We start from the raw sequence: 13,132 nt of genomic DNA on the forward strand, positions 1-13,132 counted from the left end.
ACCTTTAATCTAACATTTCACGTCCGGTTTTTTCCATAAATTCTAATATATTTGATAATCTTGCCATGTCTTTGTTTTTAATTACTACGTCATTATGAGCTTTTTTAAGTAAAAACGGATATCCGTCTGTTGAATTTGACTTTAAAATACTTAATAGGTTTCTGATTTCTTTTTCATCTGCATGGTATGGCAGTTCAATTTTTATTACGTTTTTGTTGTTTTCCAGTCTTGCAAAGACAATTGTAAACCACAGGCTTGTGAAAAACTCATTGTGAATTGGAAAGTCATGCTTTACACTTGAGTCAACCTTTCTATAGTATGGTTTTGTAAAACCTTCACCTTTAGTTGCCATCTCCAGAATGGCAATATCAGGAATGTTAGTGTGGAAAATATCATTGCTTGTGGATGTTTTTGAAATTGCAATGATTTTTTCTTTGTTTTGCAATAATTGTTTTAGTGCCATAAGATGTTCTAATGATTCCATAAATGAAATTAGGGAATTTTCATCCTTGGTGTTTTCAAATAACTCCTTGAATTCATCTTTGAATTTGAATGATGATATTTCATCGTTTTTAAGTTCATCATAGATTTTTTTCATTATAAATGTTTTTTCCTCTCTTGAAAGCCTGTTTTCAACCGGAACAGGCCTGATTAAATCACCCAAAATGGATCCGTCATCCATATAAAAATCAATTTTGAATTCATTTAAAGCTTTGATTGCTGTTTTAATTTCAAAAATACTCATCATATTTCTGATTCTGTCATTCGCAAATGGTTGATGAGGTAAAATGTCGAGTTCTACAGATTCAACTGTTTTTAAACCTGATTCCTTCGGGTTGTAAATTATACTTTCAGCTGCTACTGCATAGAAGTTGAACCTTCTGTACTTTTTCTTGTTGAAGCTGCCGTCACCTGCTGCAAGAGTAAATTCATCTTGTGACGGATTGATTTTTTCAGAAATCCATTCGGAGTCAATGTCCAACTTTTTGTCAATGAGTTCATCAATATCCTCATGGAGTGAACCTTTTTTCCTAATGGCCTCTGTATATAATGAATCTAACATATTATAACCTTTAATTATCTAATTTTTTCTTTAAAATAACCATGAAGTAATTCATCTTCACAATAAATATAACACCCTTTCATTCCACGAGTCATCAATGTACGATATGTATTTTTAATAATCGCATCAGCTAATTTTAAAGCTTTATCAGAATCCTGCTTATGCATCTTTTTTATGCCAAAAATTGACCTATCAGTACTTGCACGCATATTAAAATCAGTTACAATATGTTCCCCATCAAATCTCATATCTTCACCAATGATTACGCCAATATAATCAAATTCAAGACCTTGTGAAGTATGAATACAACCTACTTCATTTATTGAATCCTCATCAATTGCCCATGTTTTAGAATTTCCTAAATTCCAGCTCATTGAAAAATCATCTATTACTATATCATGAACATCACTATTATCTTTAGAATCACTTATCCAATCCCAACAGTAACCCGCTACCAATCTTGATTTATTATTTTCCAAATTCTTCTCAAAAATCAAATCTTTCAATTCACTAGCTGAATCAACTACTCTAAAATCATAATCAAAATCAAATCCATCATAATTTGCAGTTTCTTCAATTTCCAAAACATCATTCAACCATGACAAGTATCCATCAGATCCATTACACCTGAATTGTGAAGCTAATTTAATCTGTTTAACTTCAGCATCAAATTCCGAAGCAAACCTTCTAATTTCACCAATACTTCCATAATCTTCAATTGAAATTCTCTGATACTTATCAATGAAAAACACACAAAATTTTCCGGCATTTATTATTTCTTTTATTTGATTGTCTCCTTTTTTGAAAAATCCTGTTTTTTCAGTTAATCTGTGAGCTTCATCAACTATTATTGCATCATAATCATTTTCCTGAGAATCGATGAAAGTTCCGGAACCTTTGAAAATATTTTTAATCCATCCGACTTTAAATCTTCCGCCTTTTAGTTTTTTATAAAACACTTCACGGGGAGCTGTATTTTTTGTTACATAACAGGAATTCATCTCATCCCTCATAATATCCACAAGCAGATTAATAGCTACAACAGATTTGCCGGTTCCGGGACCGCCTTCAACAATCAAAACACGCTTTTTATCATCCAAATAACTTTCACGAGCCATTTTAATAGCCAGTTCATAAGCAATTTTCTGCTCATCAATCATGATAAATTCCTTGTTTCCGTCAAGCATGCTTGAAAGAGTATCCTGAAGTTTTTTAGACGGCCTTATTTTACCATTTTCAATTCTAAGTAAAATATCTGAATTATCCCCGTATTTAATGTATTTTTTAATAAAGTTTCTGAGTTTTAAGGCATCTCTTTTGCCATATAACGGAGCCTGACTATAATAATCCTCATAAATTTCATCAGTTAACGGATCATCACTTTTAAAATCATAATTATGAAGATATGCACATGGGTAAAGTCCGATTTCTTCTTCATCAACCGTCTGGTTGAAATTTTTAATCAATGAAGCATATGACCAGACCTGATATGACGGATGAGTAGTTTCCCTTAAACCTCCTCCAAGAATGGTTTTTACAACACCATCCTTTCCTTCAACTTTTTGAGCCTCAGACCATTGTTTAAGCTCAATTATAACAACTGAATCATCCTGAAACTGGTTTAAACCTGTCAATATGAAATCTATTCTTTTTGAAGTAGTCGGAATTGTAAATTCAATAGCTACACCACAGTCATCAGGAATTTCAGAATCTTCCAGAACACGATACATATACTGCATGGAGTTTTCCCAGGACATAATCTGAGATTTTCCAGATTTTCCGATTTTCTGCTGATACATCTCATAAATCTCATCAGTAATTGAACCTGAAAAAACTGAATCAACAAATTCACCCTTGGTAGCTTCATAAACAATCATACTATAACTCCGTATACTTTTTTGCATTTCCTCTTGATCTATCAACCGGATATTTCAAAGCATTTTTCTCCATTTTGTTTAATATTATTTCTTTAATATCCAAATCCAGAGAGTCAGCCATATAAAAACAGTAAATTAGAACATCAGCAAGTTCTTCTGCAACTTCATCAATATTATACTCTTTCTGCCATTGAAAATGTTCAAGAAGTTCAGCAGATTCAATGGAAATTGATTTTGCCAGGTTTTCGGGTGTGTGGAATTTTTTCCAGTCCCTTTCTTTTTGAAATAGTATAATCTCTTCAAATAATTCTTCCATAAATAAACCTTTTATAATTGTTACAATATTATATCTTCTTAGTAATATTTACTTATTTCTAGAAATTAGTTTAACGAATATCATAGCTAAATTTAAATAATCTTAATATGTTGTGAACAATAAATTCAATAATAGAGGTGATTATATGAATAAAAATCATATTATAATCATTATTTTGGTAATTATCATAGTAGCATTAATTGCATTAATTAGTGCTCCTTTTATATTTAATGACCAGAAAGATGATGTGGTAATTTACAATAATACTATTGATGATGTAGGTTCTTTTAATACAGTGAATGTAACAAATTTTACATTAGATGATGAAGATAGTGATGGTGAACAAACTTTTTATCTTGCAAATGATACAATCACACAAGTAAGTTTATATTCTAGAACATCCCTCATGGAAAATACAATTGCTGATTCAGATAGGGTCAATGATTCTCCTGAAGGACATACTATTTATAAAACTACTGCAAATATGGGTGCACATAAAGGAGAAGTTAGATATATTACATATTTGACAGATAATGAAAAAGAAAGACATATCCAGATTAGCAGTCCTGATTATAACTTAACTTGTATGATGGTTGATAGTTTCAAAATGTTTTAAGTTAAAGATGTCTTATTGACATTTTTATCCTTTTTTATTATTTTATATTCTCAAATTCAATTCCTTTTGTATAATCAAGGAACAATGCCTCTATACTCTTAAACAGGAGGATATTAAAAGATTTAATTAAAAAATTTACATAATACTAGAAAAAACATGATCAAGAAGTTACATCTCTTAATTTTTCCAATATTTTAACCATAGCATAAGTATCAAGCTTACAATATTTAAGCAGCCCTTGCCTAATTTCTACCTGTTCTTCAGGAGTCTTATCTTTCAAGCTCAAAAACGCTTCTGATGCTTCACCACCATTATGAACCAAAGGCAGATTTACATAATCAAGTTCAGGGTCATCCGGATACAAAGCAGGCAATACATATTTTATTGAATAAGACCCTTTCATTTCTTTTGTATAGTAATTCCTTTGTCTGAAGGGCACCATCAAATCAACCATATTGCCGTTAATCCGCTCCATTTCATCTTTTAAATCAGGATACATTTCCCCAATTTCCCGGTTCCGGCTTGCTTCAAAGCCCTTATTATATACAATTACACTGCCATCTTCAGGTAAATCCCCAATCATACTCAAAGCAAAGTTTCTAATTATATCCTCATCTTCAGCTTCAGCCAGGTATTCCTTATGCTCCAGAAACCCACCTTCCTCACGAATTATATGCAGTGAGTATTGAAATGGTATCTGCTGATAGGCTTTAGTTGCCTCAAACTCAGGTATTGCATACTGGCAGGTTTCATAGTCAATGAAATATAAAGGATACTTAAGAGAATCTAACAATTCCTCAATCGCGCCTTTTTCTATTTTTGCTTCTCGGTTATTCAGTTCAAAATCAATCTGCTCCAGGTATTTTGCGTTTATATCCTCATTTTCCAAATCCTCAAATGAAATTTTACCTTCATTATACTTTTTAAATTTTGAACGCCTCTGCATGCCTGCAATATCAAAAACATTTGGTTTTGGCAAATCCCTTGTACAGTAATCCCAGTACTCACAGGAATATGGATCAAAACATTTCTTTTCGAGAACTGTTTCAGGTTCATTTTCCTTATCATGTTCCTGCATAAAATCATTAATCCTACCAATATTTTCTCTTATCTCATCCTGTTTTTCTAAGACTGCATCAGTTACATCTTCAATATTAAAGAGCTGAGTTATATCCAAATCCTTGCCTCTGATGTATTCGTTGTTAATATAAACAATACATGCCTTTTTTACTGTTAAACCAGAATTTGAAAGGACAAAGTACTGATAGGAAACATCATCTAAAAATACATCCTTGATTTTTGTAGAGCTTTTCACTTCATAAATTTCCACACCATCCGAATCATTTTTTAGAATATCTACACTGCAGAAATTGTTATCAAAACTAAAGGATGCTTCTGTTATTATATTTGGTTTATTTTTGAGTAATTCCTGTGTTTTTTTAATTCTTACACTAATATTTTCATCAATGGGAATATCCTCATACTCTCCAAATAATTTTTTTGCAAGCTCACCAACTTCCCTGCCTTTTTTTAAGGCAGATTCATTATTTTCATCTGCTGCAAGACCCGGTTTGTATTTATCTAACCAAAGAATCTTTTGACACTGCACGCATTTGCAATAGCTTGATTTTGACAAAAATATTTTATCCATAATGTAACACCCATTATATACTATTTTATTATAATTTTTAATTAAAATTTTCCTATTGAATAATGGATGTTAATTTATCATTTTTTACAAATTAGGTTTCTTTCGAAAAATAACGAATTTCTGAGTTCTTCCCATGCTTAAAGTACACCACACTATCTGCAATCACATTTATATATCATGAAAAAATAATTAATAATCAAGAGGTTTAACCTCCTACAATTGGTGATAAAATATCAATTGAAAAATTTTGTAAGGAAATCAATATCGTTCGTTAAATTGTAGAACTCTGTTCTGCAATTGATATTGATTATAAATCTTGTTTTTAATAAAATAAAAAAGAGAGAAAAATGTCTCTCATCATTTTTTAACTTTCAACTTGGTTTTAATTGTGTCCTTCAGATAAGTGATTTTAACCGTATAAACTTTACCTACCTTGAATTTCCCAATAACATTTTTCTTAAGAGCAATCTCGGCAATGCCTTTCTTATTGGTTTTTGCATTGTAAGTTTTACCATTAACATTGAATGTTATTTTCTTGCCTTTAATCGCTTTTCCTTTGCTGGATTTAAGTGTAGCTTTAAGGAGGGCTTTTTTAGCATTCTTTTTAATGTTAACAACTTTCTTACTCTTGAGAATCTGTTTAACGGTAATTACATGTTTGCTGGTTACTCCCTTATATGAAAGTTTGACAGTGTACTTTCCGGGAGTATAGGTCTTATCGAGCTTGACGGTAACATAACCGTTAGAGTCAGTTTTATAAGTTTTAGCCTTGCCATTTATGGAAATCTTGATTTTCAGTCCTTTGACAGGCTCGCCGTCAACACCAATGATTCTGATCTTATACTTATAGTTGCTGTTATAGTCCTTTGCAATATCCTTGTTGATGATTTTTGCCTTGCTTTCATTGACTGTGAAAGTTACATTATCACTAGCATCACCATAGTCACCGTCAAAATCATGATAACCAACAGCAACACTATAATTTCCGGCAGCCAGATCAGGTATGCTAACAGTAGCAGCACCATCCTCAACAGTGCCATTATAGGATTTACCATTAACAGTTACAGACACATTTCCCTTTTTGGCATTGGTTTTAATGCTGATGACAACAGGGTCACCGCCCTGATAATACTCACCCTCACAGGTGGCCTTGATTTCAGCTACAAAAGATATGATTTTGCCCTCATCACATGTTAGATTATCAATCAGCAAACCTTCACCGTCCAATCCAAGTGCAACATTGTCGGTGCCGTCAAAAGCACTGTTTGCCAACAATTGAGAATTTGAAATAAATGTATCATTGGCATTGACATAAACCGCACCGCCTGATTTTCCAGCAGCATTGTTAATTAATTTTGCATTGTCGATTTTAGCTCCTTCACCTGTAATGACAACTGCACCTCCATTAGATTCTGCAGTGTTGCCGGTAAAGTTAGAGCTGTTTACTGTTCCATTATATGCATACCAGTAGACTGCACCGCCATCAGTTGCAGTGTTGTCTGTAAAGACAGTGTTTTTTGCTGTTCCGTTTGTTCCTTCCCAGTAGAGTGCACCGCCATCAGTTGCAGTGTTATTTATTAAAATACAGTTGTCCATCACCCCATATGTTCTCTGCCAGTTAACTGCACCACCATTGGTTGCTTTGTTACCGGTGAAATTGCAGCTGGACATTCTTCCATTGGGTCCATACCAGTAGACTGCACCGCCGTCGTTTCCAGTGTTGTCAACAAAACAACAATTATTTACAGAACCATTAACGGCATCAGGATCCCAGAAGATTGCACCTCCATTAATTGATGTGCTGTTTATGAATTCGGAATTGCTTATTGTTCCGTTAACTCCACACCAGTAAATTGTACCTCCCTTTTGTGTTGCAGAGTTGTTGAGGAAGTTACAGTTATTTACGGCCCCATTAGAGGAATTGGTATCCCATTGGATTGCGCCCCCACTGTATTTTGCTGCAGTGTTGTTTGTAAAGTTGGAGTTGCTTACTCTTCCGTTAACCCCATACCAATATACTGCGCCGCCTTTAAGTTTTGCCCTGTTGTTTTCGAAGCTGCAGCTGTTAATTATTCCATTATTTCCGTACAGGCAGACTGCACCACCCTCTTCTAAAGCGACGTTATCAATAAAACAACAGTCCATCACATTGCCGGAACCGTTAAAGAAAATTGCACCACCGGAAGAAGCATTGTTACAATTAAAGGTACAGTTTAAAGCAGAAGGGCGAAAACCGTAAATGGCACCGCCGGAAGATGCATTGTTATAGTTAAAGGTACAGTTCACAGCAGAACCGCTGCCATACACAGCACCGCCAAGAGGTGCTGAATTGAAACTGAAACTGCAGTTCATTGCAGAACCGTAAAACATTGCCCCGCCATAACCGGCAGAGTTGTTTAAAAAAGTGCAGTCCACAGCTGTACCGTAATACATGGCCCCGCCATAACTAGCATGATTATCAACAAAAGTACAATTGACAACAGTCAGGCTTCCCATAGGATAAAGGGCACCACCTTGTGTAGCATTACCGTCCTTAAATGTGATATTTTTAAGAGTCACATAAGCATAAGTTTTAAAGATACGTACAGAATCATTGCCGCTAATGGCGTGGCCGTTACCGTCAACAGTTAAATTTTTATTAATGAGAACACCGCCACTGAACTTGCCGCCGTCAACTTCAGGATTGTAGGCGAAATCATACGGCAAAACTAAAGTGCCGGTGGCATTATCAATCATGTTCTGCAAATCTGTATAGGTACCGTCAACATCATCTGCAGACAATAAGTCATTTTCTGAAATGTCAAATGCACCAACAGGTTTGGCATGCCTTTGCAATGCATCTGCATCACCTGATGAAGCAACAGTATCATTGCTATCATCCAAATCTGCTGCACAAACAGCAGAGGTTGATATTAGTACAAACAGTAAAAACACCAACATCAATATTTTTTTACTCAAATTCTTACCCCCAATTTCTATAAAAAAAAAAATTCTGCATATATTCAATTATATGGTTCAACTTCCATATTAAATATTTGACATGAAAATAATTTGATTATTAATGACAAATAATTGAACATTATTTAGCGAATTATCAAAAGCACAATCCAAAAGCAAAGAAAATTTTTTAACTTCCAAAAAACAAAATATAATCATATTATAATTGAGGGGAAAACATGAAACTGAAAAGCATTTTAATAATCAGTCTAATTCTGGCAATTCTAACAATAAGTGCCGTCAGCGCATCTGACGGGAATATGACGTCTGAAGAACTTGAAAGTGATGATTTTACCGACGATGAAGCAATAATCAATGTCAGCGCACCAGAAGAAATCATGACAGGAATTCCATTTGAAGTCACATTTAAAGGATCTGATGATTTGAACGGTCAAATCGAGGCATATGGCGATGATTTCATTTTTGAGTCCACCAATATGGTCAACGGTACAGGCAAGATGTCACTGTATCTCTCATCATCCGGAAATCACAAGATTGACTATTCATTCAGCAATGGAGAAACATATTATGATTCCATTTTCAACGTGACTGTCGTGGACCTGTTTGATGTCAGCGTTCCAGAAAGCGTTTATGCGGGAAACACCGCCACAATCACATTTACAGGACCGAAAAACATTAACGGAGATGTGGAACTTGACATTGATGATGGATCAGGACCATGCTTTATCACCATCAAAAACGGAAAGGGCTCTGCAAACGTCAAGATTCCATATCGAAAAAGCATATCCTACGAATTCTTTTCCAAGACCCTTCCAGATATCGTTTACGGCTCCTTTAAAATCAACGTGCTCAAAAAACCGACAATAAAAGCAAACAATTTTAAAACAGACTATGCATCCAAAAAGGCATACAAGGTACGCGTTCTCGATGAGGCAGGAAACCCTGTAGGCTCAGGAAAACAGGTAACATTCCAGCTCTACAAGGCAGGAAAAAAGGTAGCGACCAAAACAGCAAAAACCGACAAAAGCAGCTATGCAGGCACCAACTTCAACGTGGCTCCCGGAAGCTACAAGGTCAAAGCCAAATACGGCCCGGCAACAGTTACCAAAAAATACACTGTAAATACAATCCTCAAAATCAAAAATGAAAAACGAAAAGACATTCATAAAAACCGCCACAAATCCAGCAAAATCGTCTGGTCAGTCTATCTGAAAAAGGTCGACGGCAAATACCTTAAAGGCAAAAAAATAAAATTTGATCTCTATGAACAGAGAACAAAAGGCACCAACACCTACCTTGTAAAGGTAAAAACATTCACTGCAAAAACAAACAGCAGAGGGGTTGCCACACTGACCTTCAACAAGAGTCCAGTAAAGGTTTCCGCATACAACATGAGGATGGGAATGGCCTATCCGATTAAGGTTACATTTTCAAAAGACCGTCTCAGATGCGGGGACACCATTGATCCCCACTATACCCTATATGGCCAGTACCCATACGACTATTACTACGGACCTACATGGTGTGGAATATAGGAGATTCATTCCCCTTCCTTTTATTTTTTTAAGCTTTAATAGAAATAATCATTAAAAAAAAGTTACCGTAATGAGCACCATAATCATAATTTTCCAGCTGATGGGCGAGGAATTCTTTAAGATATCTAAAAGCAATTTTACGAACTCAGACAATTTTATTTATTTTAAATAAAAAGAAATAATTATTTATTAAACTTTCTTAAATCCAGTTTCCAGTTCTTCTCAGCCAATTCCTTATCGGTTTTGGACCATTTCAATCCTTCAGCTTCAACTCTCTTTTTAAGTGTCTGAAGAGAATGTGACTTAATATCAGAGCCCCTGTAGCACCAAAAATCTCCATTCTTATAGACCTTATAAAAACCAGTAAAATTGTTCTTATCCGCCTCAAGGGATTTCTTAACCAAATCATCATCCAAAATTGACCATTTAAGGCCGTGCATGCGAACCAAAAACTCCAGATCCTTAAGGTTGTCTGCTGTGTGTGATTTGTCCCCAAAGACATATTTCCAGCTTAAGTCATCCATCTGGTAGACGTTCATGAACCCTGAAAATTTCATGTTTAAAAATATATCAAAAATAGAATATAAATTTTTACAATACCGGTTGCAGGAAAAATCATACAACCGATATTTCCTTTGTAGTCGAATCAAATATCAAAGGAGGTGATGAATAAAGATTATACCTCATCATATTTAAATTAAGCAGTTTTTTAGACATCAATTTTACGAAGTGAGACAACTTTTTCCTTAAATAAATAATAAGCTATAAATCTTCTTTATTAATCATTTCCAATAGATTTTCAAGTGATGAAACGTCAATATCCAACTGTCTCATTCCATACATCTTCGCATTAATCAGCCTAAAGTAGAAATCGTCAACGGCAAAATGATTTTTGAAAAGCTCATCGCAGATTTCCAGAGCTTCTCTAAAAAAACCCAGTTCATTTAAAATAAGTGCCTGTTTCAGCTGACGGCTTTTTGAAAGGTTAAGATGTCTTTTAAAACTCTCAGAAATGGCCAATCCCAAATTATACTGGCAGATTCCGCATCCGAAATGGCCATAATCATTTTCAGCCACGCCAACGGATTTTAAAAAGCAGTCCAGGGCATTTTCATAATCTTCAAGTTTAAGATATACTGTTCCAGTCTTATTCATGAGCTTAAAAAGAATACTGTCCTTGAATCTGGACCTGTCAGCCAAGGCCTTCTCATAACTTACCAGTGCCTTTTCATATTCTTCCTTTGTGAAATACTCATCGCCTGAATAGATGTTGCGCTTGAGCTTTGGAAAGTTATCCCTCTCCTCATTTGCCTGGCCTAAAATAATCCTGTAATATTCATTGTCCTTAAGTGAGGCGTCAGATTTAATAGCTTTTCTGTAATGCCTCAGGGATTTTACAAAATGCTTCTGCTGGCTTAGGGCATATGACTTGTTGAGTAATGCCACACCATAGCTTTCATCATAATATATTACCCTGTCAAACCTTTCAATGGCTTTTGAGGGCTTGTCCTGTCTTAAGAACTTGACTCCCATATCAAGAATGTTTTTGATTTCAATTTCAAAGGCAAGATGCTCATCCGGAAAGGCAGGATTCAATTTAAGATTTTCAATCCGCTTTAAAAACAAATCATCCTTTCCAATCCAGTCTGTTGAAACATCACCTACTGAAAGCCTGACCTTGCCGTTATTCTCCTCAACTGAAAGCCCACATGCCAACATAAAAATATCCTTTTAAAAAAAAAATAAGTTAAGAGGATTAAAGATCTCCTCTTTGGCGTCTTTCATCCAGTAGCTTGAGGCCCAAGTCGCCCAGCTTGTACTTCTGGATTTTTCCGCTTGTAGTAAGCGGGAACTCGTCTACGAAAAAGACATATTTAGGAACCTTATAACGTGCAATGCTTCCGATACAGAAGTCACGAATATCAGCTTCGGTTACCTCATCAAAACCTTCTTCCTTGATGATGAACGCTCCGACAATTTCACCGTACTTTTCATCCGGAATTCCTGCAACCTGCACGTCCTGCACGCACTCATGGGTAAAGAGATATTCCTCAATCTCACGAGGATAGATGTTTTCCCCGCCTCTGATGATCATATCCTTGATACGGCCTACAATTGAGTAGTATCCATCCTCATCTACAGTTGCAAGGTCTCCTGAGTGGAGCCATCCGTCAGGTTCTATGGTTTCTGCGGTCTTTTCAGGCATGTTGTAGTAGCCTTTCATTACGTTGAAGCCTCGACACATTATCTCACCTGGCTCTCCAACTCCCACTTCCTCACCGGTTTCAGGATCAACAATCTTAACCTCGATATTCGGGAATTTCCTTCCAACGGTATTGATCTTTTTCTCGAATGAATCGGCTGCATTGGTCTGTGTAAAACCTGGAGCCGCTTCGGTTAAACCGTATACACTGGTGATTTCCTTCATGTTCATCTTTTCGATTGCATCCTTCATTGTCTCAACCGGACAGGTGGAACCTGCCATGATACCGGTTCTTAATGAGGACATGTCAAACATCTCAAACATAGGATGGTTCATCATTCCGATAAACATTGTAGGAACGCCGTAGATTGATGTGCATTTTTCCTTTTGAATGGAGGAAATAGCAAGTAAAGGGTCATACTCCTCAAGGACAACCATGGTTGAACCGTGGGTGATAACCGCCATTACCCCTAAGACTGTTCCGAAACAGTGAAACAATGGGACCTGTAATAATAATCTGTCTTCAGGTGTGTAGTTCATGTTCTCGCCGATATAGTAACCGTCATTAACGATATTGCGACTAGTCAGCATTACGCCTTTTGGGAATCCTTCGGTTCCGGAGGTATACTGCATGTTGATAACATCATGCTGTGTAACGGAATCCTTAACCTTTTGATACTCATCATCATCGTAGTTCATACCTAAAAGCAACAGTTCATTTGTATTGTACATTCCACGATGCTTTTCCTGTCCAACGTGGAAAATGAATTTCAAATGAGGAAATTTCTCTGAGACCAAATTGCCCCTGGCACAGTTTTTCATCTCAGGAACAAGTCCATGGATGATGTCAAAGTAACTGGTGTCCCTGAAACCGTCGGTCATTGCAATTGCCTTCATGTCTGACTGTTTTAAA

At 35.6% G+C, this 13,132-nt stretch carries 10 protein-coding genes; 2 read left to right on the top strand and 8 right to left on the bottom strand.

Features of this window, described 5'->3' with window-relative positions:
* Window positions 1–4: 4 nt before the first annotated feature.
* From ACKI32_RS05585 to ACKI32_RS05595, 3 genes are read right to left on the bottom strand one after another with little or no spacing between them, the layout of a single operon-like run.
* The gene (locus tag ACKI32_RS05585) at window positions 5–1,063 is read right to left on the bottom strand and encodes a DNA double-strand break repair nuclease NurA (protein ID WP_407414342.1); all 1,059 of its coding nucleotides are present in this window, start codon (window positions 1,061–1,063) and stop codon (window positions 5–7) included.
* A 14-nt stretch (window positions 1,064–1,077) separates the two neighbouring features.
* Window positions 1,078–2,940: a DNA/RNA helicase domain-containing protein gene (locus ACKI32_RS05590; protein WP_407414344.1), complete on the bottom strand. Its 1,863-nt coding sequence runs from the start codon at window positions 2,938–2,940 to the stop codon at window positions 1,078–1,080.
* A gap of 1 nt (window position 2,941) precedes the next feature.
* Entirely contained in the window at window positions 2,942–3,256 is a 315-nt protein-coding gene (locus tag ACKI32_RS05595; protein ID WP_407414346.1) for a nucleotide pyrophosphohydrolase, read from the bottom strand.
* Between the two features lie 145 nt (window positions 3,257–3,401).
* Here ACKI32_RS05595 and ACKI32_RS05600 point away from each other — a divergent pair, with 145 nt between their 5' ends.
* Window positions 3,402–3,872 carry a hypothetical protein gene (locus tag ACKI32_RS05600; RefSeq protein ID WP_407414348.1) on the top strand — a complete coding sequence of 157 codons (471 nt, stop codon included), beginning with the start codon at window positions 3,402–3,404 and terminating at the stop codon, window positions 3,870–3,872.
* Between the two features lie 160 nt (window positions 3,873–4,032).
* Here ACKI32_RS05600 and ACKI32_RS05605 read toward each other — a convergent pair whose 3' ends face one another.
* Both ACKI32_RS05605 and ACKI32_RS05610 read right to left on the bottom strand, forming a co-directional pair.
* Window positions 4,033–5,523, bottom strand: coding sequence for a DUF2779 domain-containing protein (locus ACKI32_RS05605; RefSeq protein WP_407414350.1), 1,491 nt, complete (start codon window positions 5,521–5,523; stop codon window positions 4,033–4,035).
* Window positions 5,524–5,880: 357 nt separating this feature from the next.
* Entirely contained in the window at window positions 5,881–8,481 is a 2,601-nt protein-coding gene (locus ACKI32_RS05610) for a hypothetical protein (RefSeq protein ID WP_407414352.1), read from the bottom strand.
* Between the two features lie 218 nt (window positions 8,482–8,699).
* Here ACKI32_RS05610 and ACKI32_RS05615 point away from each other — a divergent pair, with 218 nt between their 5' ends.
* Window positions 8,700–10,016: a hypothetical protein gene (locus ACKI32_RS05615; RefSeq protein ID WP_407414354.1), complete on the top strand. Its 1,317-nt coding sequence runs from the start codon at window positions 8,700–8,702 to the stop codon at window positions 10,014–10,016.
* Window positions 10,017–10,198: 182 nt separating this feature from the next.
* Here ACKI32_RS05615 and ACKI32_RS05620 read toward each other — a convergent pair whose 3' ends face one another.
* From ACKI32_RS05620 to ACKI32_RS05630, 3 genes are all read right to left on the bottom strand, one after another.
* A complete protein-coding gene (locus ACKI32_RS05620) occupies window positions 10,199–10,555 on the bottom strand; it encodes a hypothetical protein (protein ID WP_407414356.1) in 357 nt (118 codons plus the stop codon).
* A 223-nt stretch (window positions 10,556–10,778) separates the two neighbouring features.
* A complete protein-coding gene (locus tag ACKI32_RS05625) occupies window positions 10,779–11,612 on the bottom strand; it encodes a tetratricopeptide repeat protein (protein ID WP_407414358.1) in 834 nt (277 codons plus the stop codon).
* 160 nt (window positions 11,613–11,772) lie between these two features.
* The coding region (locus ACKI32_RS05630) for an AMP-binding protein (protein WP_407414360.1) at window positions 11,773–13,132 on the bottom strand (1,360 nt) is incomplete at its 5' end.

This window comes from Methanobrevibacter sp., assembly GCF_045611865.1.
In the GTDB taxonomy this organism is placed as follows: domain Archaea; phylum Methanobacteriota; class Methanobacteria; order Methanobacteriales; family Methanobacteriaceae; genus Methanocatella.

Bases quoted from the DNA above. Each gene is read 5' to 3' on its own strand.
- ACKI32_RS05585 (WP_407414342.1), bottom strand. From the start codon at position 1,063: ATGTTAGATTCATTATATACAGAGGCCATTAGGAAAAAAGGTTCACTC.
- ACKI32_RS05590 (WP_407414344.1), bottom strand. From the start codon at position 2,940: ATGATTGTTTATGAAGCTACCAAGGGTGAATTTGTTGATTCAGTTTTT.
- ACKI32_RS05595 (WP_407414346.1), bottom strand. From the start codon at position 3,256: ATGGAAGAATTATTTGAAGAGATTATACTATTTCAAAAAGAAAGGGAC.
- ACKI32_RS05600 (WP_407414348.1), top strand. From the start codon at position 3,402: ATGAATAAAAATCATATTATAATCATTATTTTGGTAATTATCATAGTA.
- ACKI32_RS05605 (WP_407414350.1), bottom strand. From the start codon at position 5,523: ATGGATAAAATATTTTTGTCAAAATCAAGCTATTGCAAATGCGTGCAG.
- ACKI32_RS05615 (WP_407414354.1), top strand. From the start codon at position 8,700: ATGAAACTGAAAAGCATTTTAATAATCAGTCTAATTCTGGCAATTCTA.
- ACKI32_RS05620 (WP_407414356.1), bottom strand. From the start codon at position 10,555: ATGAACGTCTACCAGATGGATGACTTAAGCTGGAAATATGTCTTTGGG.